This window comes from Marinobacter psychrophilus (assembly GCF_001043175.1).
In the GTDB taxonomy this organism is placed as follows: Bacteria; Pseudomonadota; Gammaproteobacteria; order Pseudomonadales; family Oleiphilaceae; genus Marinobacter; species Marinobacter psychrophilus.
The window spans coordinates 2,537,801-2,553,386 of the sequence record NZ_CP011494.1 but is presented as its reverse complement, the minus strand read 5'-3'; the positions used below and the strand labels follow the sequence as shown (position 1 = coordinate 2,553,386).

The window sequence follows — 15,586 nt, the reverse complement described above, 5'->3', positions numbered from 1 at the left end:
CAAGCGGTTAATGCGCCTGTAGCTCAGCTGGATAGAGCACCAGCCTTCTAAGCCGGTGGTCGCAGGTTCGAGTCCTGCCGGGCGCACCATTTAGCTTCGGTCAGGGGCAGCAAAGTCTTCCAAGTGGTTTTGATGGTGTTTCACGCTTTCGCGTGTGTATATGGTGGGCGTAGCTCAGTTGGTAGAGCTCAGGATTGTGACTCCTGCGGTCGAGGGTTCGATCCCCTTCGTCCACCCCATTTTACCGCTTTGAGCCAGATCCGGACCTTGCAACAGCGGGTTTCCGGTTTTTTGTTTTAGTAGAAGTGTTGGATCAGCAGCAGCCAAAATCAGGCGGGTGCGAAAGAATTACGCGGGTGTGGTGGAATTGGTAGACACGCCAGATTTAGGTTCTGGTATCGAGAGATGTGGGGGTTCAAGTCCCTCCACCCGCACCATTATTTGAAAGCCCTGCAGGTTTGTGCCTGCGGGGTTTTTTTTGTCATTTCTGAAAAAAAGGTTATATAGACAAACGCATCGGATATAAAAGAACCGGTTTTTTCGTATAGTAAGCATTCTTGAAATAGCCGGCGTAATTCTCGGCTCATTGCTGAATATACTATATAAGTAGCCTTTTATGACGAATTCTAGCGTTGCATTACAAGATTCATCCACGCCAAACGGTCAGTGCTTCGGTTGTGGGCCGCTTCACCCAGAGGGCTTGCAGATTAAAAGCCACTGGAGCGACGATAGCGAATCGGTCATCTGCCGGTTTACACCCGACACGCGCTATATCGGTTGGCCTGGGCTGGTTTACGGTGGCCTGATTGCGATGCTGGTTGATTGTCACTCCAACCACACCGCGATCGCCTATCATTACCGCCAGGATGGCCGTACCGCCGGCGACGGCGAAGAGCCCATTGAATGCGTCACCGGGCATCTGGGTATTAGCTATAAAAAACCTACACCTATGGGCGTTGAACTGATTCTAAAGGCCTGGGTAGAAGGTGAAGTCGCTCGCAAGTCGCGGGTGATTTGTGAAGTCTGGGCCGGTGACATTATGACCTGCCGTGGCGACTCCGTGTTTGTGCGTGTGCAGGCCGACAAACTGCGGGCTCAGGCCCGAAAAATGATTGCAGACCTCGGTATTCCCGGTGACGTCTGATGGGCGTTTGTGCGGTCAACAGTTGCTTGTTGCAAACAGGTGATTCTCTCGGCACAGCAAACCGTGATAAACTGCCGGCTTTAATTTTTCAGTGCTTCTGCGGCTGCGTGTCGCCGAGAGCTTTTAAGCGTTAAATTCATCCATTGTCCGAACCTGATTTTGAGGATTCTCCATGCAAGTGTCTGTTGAAACGACTTCCAACATCGAACGTCATATGACGATTGGTGTGCCCGCCCAAGAAATTGACCAGGCGGTTCAGAAGCGCCTGCAGGAAACTGCGCGCACCGTACGCCTGAATGGTTTCCGCCCGGGCAAAGTGCCTATGAGCGTGGTAAAGCGTCGTTTTGGTGAGAGCGTGCGTCAGGAAATTGTTGGCGAAATCATGCGCGACAATTACGTAAAGGCGTTGAAGGAGCAGGATCTTAATCCCGCTGGCTGGCCACGCTTCGAACCCAAGACCATGGAAGAAGGCAAAGACCTTGAGTTTGTGGCCATCTTCGAAGTGCTGCCGGAAATCGAGCTGGGAGACCTGTCTGCAGTTACCATCGAGAAGCCCCAGGCTGATGTAGCCGACGCAGACATCGACACTATGATTGACAACCTGCGCACCCAGCAGGCCACCATGAAGTCTGTCAAACGCAAGTGCAAGAACAAAGACATCGCCGTTATTGATTTTAAAGGCACAATCGACGGTGAAGAATTCGAAGGCGGCACGGCTGAAAAACACCGTTTGACTCTGGGCTCTGATCAGATGATCCCAGGCTTCGAGAAAGCCATCGTGGGCAGTAAGGCCGGCGAGGAATTGGAAATTGACTTGACGTTCCCCGAGGATTACCACAACGAAGAGTTGAAAGGTAAGCCGGTCAAATTCCAGATCACGATCCACGAAGTGGAAGAGCCGCAGTTGCCAGAGCTGAATGCCGAGTTCTTTAAGAAGTTCGGTATTGAAGCCGAAGACGAAGCTGCGTTCCGCGTCGAAGTGAAAAAGAACATGGAGCGTGAGCTCAAACAGGCGGTTTCCAACAAGGTCAAAAATGACGTGGTTGACGCGCTGTTGAGCAGCACAGAGTTTGACGTTCCGGCGTCCTTGGTTGATCAGGAAATTGATCGTCTGCGTCAGGACGCGGTTCAGCGTTTCGGCGGCCAGATGGACTTCAAGCAGTTGCCCAAGGAAATCTTTGAAGAGCAGGCCACGCGTCGTGTGAAGACCGGGTTGTTATTTCAGGAAGTGGTCAAAAAGAACGAATTGACCGCCGACGCGGAAAAAGTAGAAGAAAAGATCCAGGAAATTGCGTCTACGTATGAACAACCTGAGGAAGTAATTGCACACTTCAACAGCAGCCCGGAGCAGAAGTCCCAGATAGAATCTACCGTTCTGGAAGACGCAGTGGTTGAATATGTGCTGGGTCAGGCCCAAGTAACTGAAAAGGCCATGAAGTACGAAGAGGCCATTCAGGCGGGTCAAACCCAGCGTTGATGGTTGGCCGGTTGCGAATGTTAGCAGCCGGCGCAAACGATCATTGCAAGCAGTCGGCATGTCCGGCTGACTTTTTTAGGTTGGCCCAAGTGGTCGTTGCCCGCTTTATAAAGGCCCATAGGCTGTTGTGGCTACAGGCCGCGTGAAGTGGTGACAACGGTCCACGCCCATTGTTCATAAGGAGTTCAGGCGCATCATGATGCAAAAACCGATTGGCGGTCCCGCAATGTCTACCAGTGCCGCTCTGGTGCCTATGGTTATTGAACAAACGGCGCGCGGCGAGCGTTCGTTTGACATTTTTTCCCGCCTGTTGAAAGAGCGGGTTATATTTATGGTAGGCCCGGTGGAAGATCAAATGGCCAACCTGGTGGTGGCACAGTTGCTGTTTCTGGAATCAGAAAATCCGGACAAAGACATCCATCTTTATATCAATAGCCCGGGTGGTTCGGTCAGTGCGGGTATGTCGATTTACGACACCATGCAGTTTATCAAACCCGACGTTGCGACTTTATGCGTGGGCCAGGCGGCCAGCATGGGTGCATTCTTGTTGGCTGGCGGCGCTGCGGGCAAACGTGCTTGCCTGCCCAACTCGCGGGTGATGATTCATCAGCCGCTGGGTGGCTATCAGGGCCAGGCAACGGATATCGAGATTCACACCCGTGAGATTCTCAAGATTCGCCACACCCTGAATTCCATTTTGGCGCACCATACCGGCCAAGATCTGGAAACCATTTCACGCGATACCGATCGCGACAATTTTATGGATCCGACCCAGGCTAAGGCCTATGGCCTGATCGATTCAGTACTTGATAAGCGCGTACCGAATAAATAATACTTGGGTAACACGCTCCATCCGTGGCCGGCGTGGCGTTCAGTTCTTAATCGCCGCCGGCAAACAGAGATCAGAGGTATTTCAATGGCAGACGAAAGAAACGGCAGAGGTGACGATAGCAGCAAGTTGCTGTACTGCTCGTTTTGTGGAAAAAGCCAGCACGAAGTCCGGAAGCTCATAGCAGGGCCTTCGGTGTTCGTCTGCGACGAGTGCGTTGACCTTTGCAACGACATTATCCGTGAAGAAATTCAGGAAAATGCTCAGGAAGAGGCTAGCGATCGTCTGCCGACACCGGCCGAAATTCGTGAAACACTGAACGAGTATGTGATCGGCCAGGATCGGGCTAAAGTGGTTCTGGCAGTTGCTGTATACAATCACTACAAGCGTTTGCGCTACGGTGAGGGTAAAGCCGAAGTCGAGCTGGGTAAAAGCAATATCCTGCTGATTGGCCCTACTGGCAGCGGCAAGACTCTGCTGGCTGAAACTTTGGCGCGGGTGCTGAATGTACCCTTTACCATCGCCGACGCTACCACCCTGACCGAAGCCGGTTATGTGGGGGAAGACGTTGAAAACATCATTCAGAAACTGTTGCAGAAATGCGATTATGATGTCGAGAAAGCCCAGCGTGGCATTGTCTACATTGACGAAATTGATAAGATTTCCCGCAAGTCTGACAACCCCTCCATCACCCGGGATGTGTCTGGTGAAGGTGTGCAGCAGGCGCTGTTGAAGCTAATTGAAGGCACCGTGGCTTCGGTACCACCCCAAGGTGGCCGCAAGCATCCGCAGCAGGAATTTCTGCAGGTGAACACAAGCAATATTCTGTTTATTTGCGGTGGTGCGTTTGCCGGTTTGGATAAGGTGATACAGCAACGTTCTGCGCGTTCATCCATCGGTTTTTCAGCAGAAGTGGCGAGTAAGGACAACATCAAATCCCCCGGTGAGATCATCAAAGATGTTCAAACCGAAGATCTGGTGAAGTTTGGCTTGATTCCGGAGTTTGTCGGCCGCTTGCCGGTTGTGGCGACCCTGACCGAGCTGGACGAAGACGCCCTGATTCAGATTCTGACCGAGCCCAAGAACGCTTTGACCAAGCAGTACCAGAAGCTGTTCGAAATGGAAGGTGTAGAACTGGATTTCCGTGAGGAAGCCTTGCGCGCGGTGGCTCGTAAAGCGAAAGAACGCAATACGGGTGCTCGTGGTTTGCGCTCGATTATGGAAGCAACGCTGCTAGACACCATGTATCAGATCCCGTCGGAACAGGATGTGTGCAAGGTAGTGGTTGATGAAAGCGTGATCAGCGGTGATTCTGAACCGTTCAAGATTTACGCCAACAACGACTTGGCCAAAGTTGCGCCGGACGATTGATTTGCTAAATCCGCGTAATGACTGAAAAAGGGGCTGATTAGCCCCTTTTTTTATGCCGCAGATGCCCCAATGATTGATGTAATGCTTATTAAAACTCTCTATTGATATCCCGTCAGAGGATCCCCTATGACCCGGACACCCGAAGAAACTGTGAAAGTATACCCACTGCTCCCGCTACGCGACGTGGTGGTGTTCCCGCACATGGTTGTGCCCCTGTTTGTGGGCCGAGAGAAGTCTATTCAAGCGCTGGAAGCGGCGATGGAGCGCGGTAAGGAAATTCTGCTGGTTGCCCAGCGTGATGCGGCCACAGACGACCCCGGTGTAAGCGACGTTTTCAACATTGGCACCTTGGCCACTATTCTGCAGATGCTGCGATTGCCAGACGGCACCGTGAAAGTTCTGGTAGAGGGTAACGAACGTACCGCGCTAGAACAGATCGAAGATGGCGACTACCTGATAGCACACGCCCGAATTCTGCACGAAGAACCCTTGCCGGAGCGCGAAGAAGAAGTGCTCAGTAAGACCTTGATGGAAGAGTTCGAGAAGTTTGTGAAGCTTTCCAAAAAGGTGCCGGCCGAGGTCTCTGGTGCGCTCAACGGGATTACCGGCGTAGAGCGCCTGGTGGATACCATTGCTGCCCATCTGGACCTGCAGATCCCGCAAAAGCAGGAACTGCTCGAAGCGCTGGATACCCGTGAGCGAATTGAACTGCTGTTGGGCAAGCTGGACGGTGAAATTGACCTGATTGAAGTAGAAAAACGCATCCGTGGCCGGGTCAAAAAACAGATGGAGCGCAGCCAGCGCGAGTATTACCTGAATGAGCAGATGAAGGCCATCCAGAAAGAAATAGGCCAGATGGGCGACGGTAATAACGATTTTGAGGAACTGGAACAGAAACTGGAAGACGCCGGTCTGCCGGAAGAAGCCCGTAAAAAAACGGAAAGTGAGCTGAACAAGCTGAAAATGATGTCGCCGATGTCGGCGGAAGCCACGGTGGTTCGTGGCTATATCGACTGGATGTTGGCGGTGCCCTGGAAAAAGCGCAGCCGCGTGCGCCACGATATCGATAGGGCCCGTGAAATACTCGATGAAGATCATTATGGTCTGGACGAGGTAAAAACCCGGATTCTGGAATACCTGGCAGTACAAACCCGGGTGAAGAAGATCAAAGGGCCGGTGTTGTGCCTGGTAGGGCCTCCTGGAGTGGGTAAAACCTCTTTGGGGCAGTCTATTGCCCGCGCCACTAATCGCAAGTACACCCGTATGGCCTTGGGTGGCGTGCGTGACGAAGCTGAAATTCGCGGCCATCGTAAAACGTACATCGGCGCCTTGCCTGGCAAGCTGCTGCAGAAACTGGCCAAAGTTGGGGTGAAAAATCCGCTTTTCCTGTTTGATGAAATTGACAAGATGGGCATGGATCAGCGCGGAGACCCCGGCTCTGCCCTGCTGGAAGTGCTAGACCCGGAACAGAATCACACCTTCAACGATCACTATCTGGAAGTGGATTACGATCTGTCGGATGTGATGTTCGTGTGCACCTCGAACTCGATGAATATTCCGTCGGCGCTGCTGGACCGGATGGAAATTATCCGCATTCCAGGTTATACCGAAGATGAAAAAGTGAATATTGCTTTGCGTTATTTGGTGCCTAAGCAGACAAAAGCCAACGGTCTGCGCGACAAAGAACTGGATCTTCCGGAAGAAACCCTGCGCGACCTGGTGCGTTACTACACCCGCGAGGCTGGAGTGCGTGGACTGGAACGCGAGATTGCCAAGATCTGCCGTAAGGTGGTGCGTGAGCACGTCTCAAGCGGCGATAAGAGCCAGGTAGTGATAACGCCGGCGATGCTGGAAGACTATTCTGGCGTGCAGAAATTCAAATACGGTCTAGCAGAAGAAAATAACGAAATTGGCCAAGTGACTGGTCTGGCCTGGACCCAGGTGGGCGGCGAATTGCTGACCATTGAGTGTGCGCTTACGCCGGGCAAAGGTCGGGTGGTGAAAACCGGTTCGCTAGGCGACGTTATGCAGGAGTCTATCCAGACGGCATTAACCGTTGTGCGCAGTCGCGCTAAAGCGCTGGGTATTGCGGATGATTTCCATGAAAAACACGATTTGCACGTGCATGTGCCCGAGGGCGCGACGCCAAAAGACGGCCCCAGCGCTGGTATCGGTATGTGTACAGCACTGGTGTCGGCGTTAACCCGCAACCCGGTGCGCAGCGACGTCGCCATGACCGGTGAAATAACCCTGCGGGGTCGCGTTCTGCCCATTGGCGGGCTTAAGGAAAAGCTGTTGGCAGCGCACCGGGGAGGCATCAAAACGATTATAATTCCTGATGAAAATGTCAGAGATCTCAAAGAGATACCTGAGAATATAAAAGAGTCTCTGGAGATTCGTCCGGTTAAGTGGATTGACGAAGTGTTGGACATTGCGTTGGTGTATTCGCCGGAGGTAATGGCAGGCGAAATCGCTGCAAAATCAGCCGCCAAGGCAGGTTGTGGTGACGACGCAGAATCGAACGAACGCCCAAATACGCATTAAACCCGACATGACTTGTTGACACACGGAAGAGCCCATTGGTATAACTGTTTCGCCGTGAAGCAGCCTGTACCAAGGGCTCCCGCGTTTCATAATGTTATTCCGACTAACGGTTTACCGCTCCGACTACCGGATTGTTGCCGCAAGGAATAAAAGTAATTGCCGAATGGAATTCTGTAAACGCATGTGCAATAGTCTCTGCGTTTGAGATCCACCGACCTATAACATCTTCAACCTGAAATCGAAGGGGTTTAGTGTGAACAAGTCCGAACTTATTGATTCAATTGCAGAGTCTGCTGATATTTCCAAAGCCGCCGCTGGCCGCGCTCTGGATGCCATGACCACCTCCATTACCAGCGCCTTGAAAAAGGATGACCAGGTAACGTTGATTGGTTTTGGTACTTTCTCCGTGAAAGAACGAGCTGCCCGTACTGGCCGTAACCCGCAGACAGGCGCCGAGATTCAGATTAAAGCTTCTAAAGTGCCTGGTTTTAAAGCAGGTAAAGCCCTGAAAGACGCCGTTAAGTAACGGGTTTTTTGACGGCAGCTCCGAGTTTTGGAGCTGCGCCAGAGATATTAAAGGCGCATTCCACACTGAATGCGCCTTTTCACGTTAAAAGCGACAGATTTACGTCATCAACGCCAGAATGGCGTTGATGAAGACGAAAAATCCGCCGGCATTCGCTGGCACAGCACGACCTTGAACAGGGATTCGGGAGACACATGCTTCAAGATATGCGGGAAAACGCCCAGGGCACCATTGCCAAGGTTATTATCGGCTTGCTGATTTTATCGCTTTCCGTTTGGGGAATGGACGCCATTATTGGCGGCTTCGGTGGCGAACCGGAAGTGGCTACGGTGAATGGCCAAGACATTACCGAGCGCGAATTTTTGCGGGTGGTGCAGCTGGAAAGCCAGAATCGCCTGTCCCGTATGGAACGGCCGGATCCTTCTCTGTTGAATGAAGATCAGATTCGAGTTGACGTACTGCAGGCACTGATTGAAGAGCAGGTGTTGGCGCAGGATGCAGACGAGCAGGGTCTGGCGTTGTCGGAAGCCGATGTTGATGCGCTGATCACCCAGATGCCGCAGTTTCAGGTAAACGGCCAGTTCAATCGCGATCAATTTGTTGCTGTCGTCCGCAATGCGGGTATGGGTGTTGGCGAATTCCGCAGTGCCATGCGCAAGCAAACCGTTGTCAACCAGATTCGCGCCGGTATCGTCGCCAGCGGCGTTGTCACCAGCGATAGCATTACGCGGTTGATGAAGATTCAAAATCAAACCCGCGACTTCCGCCTGCTGAGTATTTCGGCCAATGCCGTGGCTGATCAGGTGAACGTCAGCGTCGATGACATACAAGCGTTTTACGACAGCAACCCAAACTTGTTCCAGCAGCCCGAACAAGTCGATGTCAGCTATGTTGTGCTATCGCTAACAGCGCTGGCTGACGCCATCGTCATCAGCGACGAAGAGTTGCTGACTTATTACCAAAGCCGCGAGGCCGACCTGGCTCGCGAAGAGCGCCGAGCGGCGCATATCCTGATTGAAGACACCGCCGATGCAGACGCCTTGGTTGAGAGTATCCAACAGCGCCTGGCTGACGGTGAAGACTTCGCAGCGCTGGCGCAGGAACTGTCGATTGATACGGTTTCTGGCGAGCAGGGCGGCGATCTGGGCTTTGCCGGCCGTGGCGTTTACGACCCGGCCTTCGATGAGGCTTTGTTCAGCCTTGAACCCGGCGTTGTTTCAGACCCGGTACGCACCAGCTTTGGCGTACACTTGATTAAAGTGAACGACGTTCGCCGTTCAGATGTGCCCGCCCTGGCTGACGTTGCTGCGCAGTTGCGTGACGATCTGGCCCGCGAGCAAGCGCGTGAAGCTTATGCCCAGGCACGTACAACACTGGCGGACTCGGCTTACGCGGCCGACAATCTGGAAGGGCCAGCGAAAGACCTGAATCTTGAACTTCGCCAGGCTGACAGTATTACCCGTAACGGCGGCGGTGAGCCGTTTGACCATGCCGGACTGGTGCGCCAGCTGTTTTCGGAAGACGTATTGAACGGTGGCTATAACACCGAGTTGATTGACGTTGCCGACAATCGCGCTGTGGTCGCCCGCGTGCGGGTTTATCGCGGGGCCGAGATGTTGCCGCTAGCCGGCGTAGAGGACGCTATTCGCAGCAATTTGGAGGCCGAAAAAACCCGTACCGCTCTGGTGGCCCGTGCCAGCGAAATGGCCGCGCAGTTACAGGCCGGCGAATCGTTGCAGGATATTACCGACGACAGCTGGACGACGTACATCGAACAGCCGCGCAGTGCGCCGGAATTAGGCGGTGGGGTCATGCAGACGGTTTACGCGTTGCCGCGCCCACAAGCAGGTGGCGTCAGCTATGGCCACACTGTTACTGGCAACGGTGCCGTTGTAATCGCTCTGGATAAGGTTAATGAAGGCGAGGTCAACACTGACAGCACCGAATACGTACAGTTGCAGGAGTTTCTGGCTTCACTGGACGGCCAGCGCGAATACACGGCTTACCAGCAGTGGCTGCGGAATAACGCCGAGGTGGAGCGTCCGTAGTACAGTTTTAGTACGCAGCTAGAATCAAGCTAGGGAGACGCCAGGGCAGGATGACGCCCAAGGCGAGTAAAAAAAACCCGAACCGGCTATCCGGTTCGGGTTTTTTTGTTTCTAACGTCAACGTTCTTTTAGCGCATGTGCTGTCAGGGTTGCGTCAGTGGCAGGCGGGTAGGGCGCAGGCTTTCTTTAATCTTTTTTAAGTGGCTGAGAAAATCCGGACCGCGTTTTAACGTCACCCCAGTAGCCAGAATGTCGATGACGGTAAGCTGGATAATACGCGACGACATGGGCATATAAACTTCGGTATCTTCCGGCGAAATCACCGGTAACACCACGCTGGACACTGCAGCCAGGGGCGATTGCGGGTTGGTAATGCCAATGACTGTGGCGCCGTTATCGCGGGCAATTTGTGCTATTTCCACGGTTTCTCTGGTGCGGCCGGTGTAAGAGATAGCCACAATCACATCGCCCACGTGGGAGCCCGCAGCCACCATTCGCTGAATCAAGGCGTCGTCGTAAGTCGTAACGGGTATGTTGAAGCGGAAAAATTTGTGTTGGGCGTCCATCGCTACCGACGCCGAGGCACCCATGCCAAAGAAGCTGATCTGCTTGGCTTGAATCAGCGAATCGATGGCCTGCGTCAGTGCTTTGGCATCCAGCGTCTGGCGCGCCTTATCCAGGCTCGCCATGGTGCTGAGTATGATTTTGTCGGAAAACTCTGCCACCGTGTCGTCGGGCTCAACGTTCTGACCGACATAGGGAGTGCCGGTGGCAATGCTTTGTGCCAGGCGAATCTTGAAGTCGGGAAAACCGGTGGCGGAGAACCCGCGGCAAAAACGGTTAACCGTCGGCTCGCTAACGTCAGACGCCCGCGCCAACGCAGCAATACTGTAACGCGTTGCGGCGCTGGGGTCGCGCATGATGGCCTCTGCCACCTTGCGCTCGGATTTGTTGAGCTGCTCCAGCCTCTGCTGAATATCCTCAAGCAGATTGTCATCCCGGCGGGAATGGGTGAGGGTAATTGCAGCCATGCCTGAAGTTCCCTGATTACTTTGGTTGATACGAAATGTTTGATGCGAAACTTTAAAAATTATACCCTGTTTGACTAGTTTGGGGTGTAGTAAAAGTGTCGGAAGTGGGGTTAAATGATGAGGTTCTCACATTTTAGCGACGATTATTGGATAAAATTACTACAATGACCAAATCAGACCATACTCGCTGCGACTTGATGATTTTTGGCGCCTTGGGCGACCTGGCCAACCGCAAACTGTTTCCGGCGCTTTACCAGCTTGAACGCGCGGAATTGCTTGCTGAAGGAAGCCGTGTTCTGGCACTGGCCCGGCACGAGCACAGTACTGACGATGTGCGCCAGCAGATTGTCGATAATTTGCGCCAGCGGGTTCCGGCTGAAGAATTTGACCAATCGGTTGTAGAGCGTCTGGTGCAGCGGGTGGAATACCGCAGCCTTGATTTCAGCTGCTGCGAGAGTTACCCGGAATTGAACGGTTGGCGCGACAGCGTCAATAATAATCTGATTGTGTACATGGCTACACCACCGTCGTTGTACGGGGTGATTGCGCGCAATCTACGAGATTCCGACTGTTGCAGCGAGAACATTCGGGTGGTGGTTGAGAAACCCATCGGCCATGATCTGCAATCGTCGCGGGTCATCAATGATGCACTGGGTGAGGTATACGCTGAAAGTGAGCTGTTCCGTATTGACCATTATCTGGGCAAAGAGACCGTACAAAATCTGATTGCCCTGCGTTTCGCCAACAATCTTTTTGCCTCCCAGTGGGATCAGAACCACATTTCCCACGTGGAAATCACTGTGGCAGAAAGTTTGGGTATTGAAGGGCGTTGGGGCTATTTCGACAAGGCCGGGCAATTGCGTGACATGATTCAGAATCACCTGTTGCAACTGCTGTGCCTGATTGCCATGGATCCACCATCTGATTTGTCGGCAGACAGCATTCGCGATGAAAAAGTGAAAGTGCTGAAGGCTCTGCGCAAAATTACGCCCGCCATGATGGAACATTACGCGGTGCGCGGGCAGTACACTGCAGGTTCCAGCGAGGGCAAGGCGGTGCCCGGATACCTTGATGAAAAAGGTGCTGATAAATCCAGTGATACCGAAACCTTTGTCGCCCTGAAAGTAGAAATCGATAACTGGCGCTGGTCCGGTGTGCCATTTTACATCCGCACAGGCAAACGGCTGCCTGAAAAGTTTTCCCAAATCGTCATTCATTTCAAACCGGCACCGCACTATATCTTTGACCCGGACCAGAAACATCTGGCCAACAATAAATTGATTATCCGCCTGCAGCCAGACGAAGGTATGGCGCTGAAAATACTCACCAAAGACCAAGGCCTGGATAAAGGCATGCGCCTGCGCCAGGGGCCGTTGGAACTGAGCTTCGCCGAAACTTTTGCCAAGGTTCGTATCCCCGAAGCTTATGAACGGCTGCTGTGGGAAGTCATGAAAGGCCAACAATACCTGTTTGTGCGCCGCGACGAAGTTGAACATGCCTGGCGCTGGATAGACCAGATCATCACCAATTGGCAAGACAGCGGCGAGCCACCAAAACGTTACGCCGCAGGTGGTTGGGGGCCGGTGGCATCGGTGGCTTTAATAACCCGTGACGGACGAAACTGGTATGAAGATGTTTAAGCCCTTATTGCCTGATGGCGTATTTTGGTATCGGGCTGCAACACCGGCCGACCTTGCCCGGAAATTGGCAGAGCAAATTGCGTTGATTCTGCGCCAACGTCTTGAAGTAGCGCCGCGGGCTAGCGTTGCGTTGTCTGGCGGCAGTACACCGATTTTGCTGTTTAAGGCTTTGACCCAGCAAGTTCTGGACTGGCAGCGGATAGACGTTGTGCAGGTAGACGAACGCTGGGTAGATCCGTCGCACCCAGACAGCAACAGCGCCCAGATACGCGCGCATCTGTTGCAGGGAGGGGCTGCAGTGGCACGTTTTCATCCACTGTACGAAAACGTCGCAAGTCCTTCAGCTGGCCTAGGTGCGGTTGGCCAGCGGCTTGAATCTCTGAACTGGCCGCTGGACGTGGTGGTGTTGGGTATGGGCAACGACGGTCATACCGCATCGTTATTTCCGGATGCGCCGGAACTGGTCACGGCCATGGCGGAACACAACGGCCGTAAATTGGCGGTGATAACCCCACCACAACACGCCCAGGCGCGAATCACTCTGACCCGCAGCGCCATTGCCGGCGCCCGTAATTGTATTCTGCACATTCAGGGCGACGACAAACTGGCCACTTTGAGCAAGGCATTGACTGAACCTGATAACTGGGCGCAAATGCCAATCCGCGCGTTTCTGCGGTCGGGTTTGCACATTTTTTGGAGCCCCGCAAAGTGACCTTATCGATGAATGTTCAAGCGCAAGCCCAATGCCAGCGGTTAGACGACATCGTCAGCCTGTCGCCGCTGCTGCCGGTGATCACTATTAATCACCCAGACACCGCAGTGCCTCTGTGCGAGGCGTTGATGCAGGGCGGGCTTAAAGTGTTCGAGATCACTTTGCGCACTGAATACGGTCTGGATGCCATTCGTGCTCTGCGTAAGGCGCTTCCTGACGCCTTTGTAGGCGCCGGTACGGTGTTAACGGTAGAGCAATATAAGCAGGCAGAGGCGGCGGGTGCGCATTTTGTCGTAACACCGGGAATCACACTGCCGTTGCTGGAATACGGGTTGCAAGCTCAGGTGCCGCTGCTGCCAGGCATTGCTACGGCGTCAGAATTAATGAGTGGTTACCAGTTGGGATACCGCCGTTTCAAATTCTTCCCAGCAGAAGTGGCCGGTGGTACGGCGGGCTTGCGAGCGCTGAGTGGACCGTTTGCCGGAGTTCGGTTTTGCCCTACCGGCGGTATTCGCCAAAACACCGCAGCGGATTACCTGGCTTTGGACAACGTGATGACCGTGGGCGGAACCTGGCTGGCGCCGGAAGACGCAGTGGCCACCGGCGATTGGGCGAGAGTCCGCGAACTGGCCAGGGCAAGCCTGGCCGAACTAGGCGCGTGGAGCAGCGTAACTGAGACGTAAAGTTCACACGAATAGGCCGTGAACAGACACAAAAAAACGCCAGCAAGCCGGCGTTTTTTGTGTCTGAATAACCCGCGGTTTAGTGCAGATGTTCACCAACACGTAGAATCTGCATGGAGTTCGTGCCGCCTTGGGCATTGGTAAAGTTGCCTTTGGTAACAACAACCAAGTCGCCGTCTTTCACCACGCCTTGTTTTACCAGTTGCTCAACCGCCTGGGTATTGGTCTCTTCGGCTGCAAAGTTTGCAGCATCAAAGGGTACGGTTTGTACACCACGGTACATCACGACTCGGTGCTGGGTGGTGTGATGGCGTGAAAACGCATAAATCGGCAGGCTGGACTTGATACGAGACATTAGCCGCGGGGTTGCACCGGTTTCGGTCAGGCAGATGATAGCGGCTATGCCGTTCAAGTGATTGGCCGCGTACATGGCAGACAGAGCAATGGCTTCGTCTACTTGTCCCATGGATTCGTGCATCCGATGTTTGGACTGGTGCATGGAGGGGTGTTTCTCCGCACCAATGCAAATTCGCACCATGGCGGCTACCGCTTCCACCGGATAATCCCCCACAGCAGTTTCTGCCGACAGCATCACGGCGTCAGTGTAATCCATCACCGCGTTAGCCACATCCGACACTTCGGCGCGGGTGGGCATGGGGTTGGTGATCATCGATTCCATCATCTGGGTGGCCGTAATTACCGCGCGATTGAGAATCCGAGCGCGCTGAATAATGTGCTTCTGCACACCGACCAGTTCGGCATCGCCGATCTCCACTGCCAGATCGCCGCGGGCAACCATGACCACGTCAGACGCTTCGATAACCGCATCCAGTGCGGCGTCATCGTGGGCCAGCTCGGCGCGTTCAATTTTTGCGACCAGCCCTGCTTCAGAGCCGGCCTCTTTCAGCAAACGACGGGCGGTGTGCATGTCTTCGGCGTTGCGAACGAAAGAAACGGCAACATAATCTGCGCCCAATCTGGCGGCAGTAACAATGTCTTGCTTGTCTTTCTCGGTCAGCGCCTCAGCTGACAGGCCACCGCCGCGCTTGTTCAGGCCTTTGTTGTTAGACAAGGGCCCACCGATCAAAACCGTAGAGGTGATGCTGTGATCGTCTACTGCGTCTATCTGCATTTCGATACGGCCGTCGTCCAGCACCAGAATGTCACCGGGTTTTACATCACGGATAAGCTGTTCGTAATCGATGCCTACGCAATCGGAGGTGCCACTTTCTTTGTCCATGGTGGCGTCCAGCACAAAGGTTTGGCCGGCGGTAAGGGTGACTTTATTGTCGCAAAAGCGGGCAATGCGCAATTTTGGTCCTTGCAGGTCGGCCATAATAGCGACAAAACGGCCCTGTGCCTTGGCGGTGTCGCGGACCAGGCGCGCGCGCTTTTCGTGATCTTCCGCAGTGCCGTGGGAAAAATTCAGACGGGTAACGTCGACACCCGCAGCAATAATAGCGCCCAGAGATTCGGGGCTATCAGTAGCGGGACCAAGGGTGGCAACAATCTTCGTACGCCGGAGCATGGTGGGTGTCCTTTCAGAATGGGAAGGTGTTTCGCTTATGCGGTTTGGCTGGC

The 15,586-nt window shown here is 53.7% G+C and carries 12 protein-coding genes and 3 tRNA genes; 13 read left to right on the top strand and 2 right to left on the bottom strand.

From position 1 onward, the window contains the following. Positions 1 to 12: 12 nt before the first annotated feature. From ABA45_RS11470 to ABA45_RS11425, 10 genes are all read left to right on the top strand, one after another. Positions 13 to 89 (top strand) — tRNA-Arg (locus ABA45_RS11470). A gap of 74 nt (positions 90 to 163) precedes the next feature. Then, positions 164 to 239: transfer RNA gene (locus tag ABA45_RS11465), tRNA-His, on the top strand. A 113-nt stretch (positions 240 to 352) separates the two neighbouring features. Then, a tRNA-Leu gene (locus ABA45_RS11460) sits at positions 353 to 437 on the top strand. 179 nt (positions 438 to 616) lie between these two features. Beyond that, the gene (locus ABA45_RS11455; RefSeq protein ID WP_048386239.1) at positions 617 to 1,144 is read left to right on the top strand and encodes a PaaI family thioesterase; all 528 of its coding nucleotides are present in this window, start codon (positions 617 to 619) and stop codon (positions 1,142 to 1,144) included. Between the two features lie 172 nt (positions 1,145 to 1,316). Next, positions 1,317 to 2,621, top strand: coding sequence for a trigger factor (gene tig / locus ABA45_RS11450; RefSeq protein WP_048386237.1), 1,305 nt, complete (start codon positions 1,317 to 1,319; stop codon positions 2,619 to 2,621). A gap of 196 nt (positions 2,622 to 2,817) precedes the next feature. Beyond that, positions 2,818 to 3,453 (top strand): ATP-dependent Clp endopeptidase proteolytic subunit ClpP, encoded by a 636-nt coding sequence (gene clpP / locus ABA45_RS11445; protein ID WP_048386235.1) that lies wholly within the window; start codon positions 2,818 to 2,820, stop codon positions 3,451 to 3,453. An 84-nt stretch (positions 3,454 to 3,537) separates the two neighbouring features. Beyond that, on the top strand, positions 3,538 to 4,821 hold the full coding sequence (clpX, locus tag ABA45_RS11440; protein WP_014871719.1) for an ATP-dependent Clp protease ATP-binding subunit ClpX: 1,284 nt from the start codon (positions 3,538 to 3,540) through the stop codon (positions 4,819 to 4,821). 126 nt (positions 4,822 to 4,947) lie between these two features. After that, the gene (gene lon, locus ABA45_RS11435; RefSeq protein WP_048386233.1) at positions 4,948 to 7,365 is read left to right on the top strand and encodes an endopeptidase La; all 2,418 of its coding nucleotides are present in this window, start codon (positions 4,948 to 4,950) and stop codon (positions 7,363 to 7,365) included. Positions 7,366 to 7,618: 253 nt separating this feature from the next. After that, positions 7,619 to 7,891 (top strand): HU family DNA-binding protein, encoded by a 273-nt coding sequence (locus ABA45_RS11430; RefSeq protein ID WP_048386231.1) that lies wholly within the window; start codon positions 7,619 to 7,621, stop codon positions 7,889 to 7,891. A gap of 194 nt (positions 7,892 to 8,085) precedes the next feature. After that, complete coding sequence (locus ABA45_RS11425) at positions 8,086 to 9,939, top strand: SurA N-terminal domain-containing protein (protein ID WP_048386230.1); 1,854 nt, start codon at positions 8,086 to 8,088, stop codon at positions 9,937 to 9,939. Between the two features lie 143 nt (positions 9,940 to 10,082). On the opposite strand, the gene ABA45_RS11420 is transcribed toward ABA45_RS11425, so the two are convergent. Beyond that, complete coding sequence (locus ABA45_RS11420) at positions 10,083 to 10,970, bottom strand: MurR/RpiR family transcriptional regulator (RefSeq protein WP_048386229.1); 888 nt, start codon at positions 10,968 to 10,970, stop codon at positions 10,083 to 10,085. Between the two features lie 164 nt (positions 10,971 to 11,134). On the opposite strand from ABA45_RS11420, the gene zwf reads away from it, so the two are divergent. Genes zwf through ABA45_RS11405 form a run of 3 tightly spaced genes read left to right on the top strand, consistent with a single transcriptional unit; the run spans position 11,135 to position 14,005 of the window. Beyond that, positions 11,135 to 12,610 carry a glucose-6-phosphate dehydrogenase gene (zwf, locus tag ABA45_RS11415; protein ID WP_048386227.1) on the top strand — a complete coding sequence of 492 codons (1,476 nt, stop codon included), beginning with the start codon at positions 11,135 to 11,137 and terminating at the stop codon, positions 12,608 to 12,610. Continuing rightward, entirely contained in the window at positions 12,597 to 13,322 is a 726-nt protein-coding gene (gene pgl / locus ABA45_RS11410) for a 6-phosphogluconolactonase (RefSeq protein WP_048386226.1), read from the top strand. The genes zwf and pgl overlap by 14 nt, the downstream gene beginning before the upstream one ends. Positions 13,323 to 13,330: 8 nt before the next feature. After that, positions 13,331 to 14,005 carry a bifunctional 4-hydroxy-2-oxoglutarate aldolase/2-dehydro-3-deoxy-phosphogluconate aldolase gene (locus ABA45_RS11405; protein WP_048386224.1) on the top strand — a complete coding sequence of 225 codons (675 nt, stop codon included), beginning with the start codon at positions 13,331 to 13,333 and terminating at the stop codon, positions 14,003 to 14,005. A 79-nt stretch (positions 14,006 to 14,084) separates the two neighbouring features. On the opposite strand, the gene pyk is transcribed toward ABA45_RS11405, so the two are convergent. Next, positions 14,085 to 15,533: a pyruvate kinase gene (gene pyk / locus ABA45_RS11400; RefSeq protein WP_048386222.1), complete on the bottom strand. Its 1,449-nt coding sequence runs from the start codon at positions 15,531 to 15,533 to the stop codon at positions 14,085 to 14,087. Positions 15,534 to 15,586 lie beyond the last annotated feature (53 nt).

Excerpts from the sequence above, each read along its gene's own strand:
- ABA45_RS11425 (WP_048386230.1), top strand. The coding sequence starts at position 8,086 with ATGCTTCAAGATATGCGGGAAAACGCCCAGGGCACCATTGCCAAGGTT.
- ABA45_RS11455 (WP_048386239.1), top strand. The coding sequence starts at position 617 with ATGACGAATTCTAGCGTTGCATTACAAGATTCATCCACGCCAAACGGT.
- clpP (WP_048386235.1), top strand. The coding sequence starts at position 2,818 with ATGATGCAAAAACCGATTGGCGGTCCCGCAATGTCTACCAGTGCCGCT.
- pgl (WP_048386226.1), top strand. The coding sequence starts at position 12,597 with ATGAAGATGTTTAAGCCCTTATTGCCTGATGGCGTATTTTGGTATCGG.
- zwf (WP_048386227.1), top strand. The coding sequence starts at position 11,135 with ATGACCAAATCAGACCATACTCGCTGCGACTTGATGATTTTTGGCGCC.
- tig (WP_048386237.1), top strand. The coding sequence starts at position 1,317 with ATGCAAGTGTCTGTTGAAACGACTTCCAACATCGAACGTCATATGACG.
- ABA45_RS11405 (WP_048386224.1), top strand. The coding sequence starts at position 13,331 with ATGAATGTTCAAGCGCAAGCCCAATGCCAGCGGTTAGACGACATCGTC.
- lon (WP_048386233.1), top strand. The coding sequence starts at position 4,948 with ATGACCCGGACACCCGAAGAAACTGTGAAAGTATACCCACTGCTCCCG.
- ABA45_RS11420 (WP_048386229.1), bottom strand. The coding sequence starts at position 10,970 with ATGGCTGCAATTACCCTCACCCATTCCCGCCGGGATGACAATCTGCTT.
- pyk (WP_048386222.1), bottom strand. The coding sequence starts at position 15,533 with ATGCTCCGGCGTACGAAGATTGTTGCCACCCTTGGTCCCGCTACTGAT.
- clpX (WP_014871719.1), top strand. The coding sequence starts at position 3,538 with ATGGCAGACGAAAGAAACGGCAGAGGTGACGATAGCAGCAAGTTGCTG.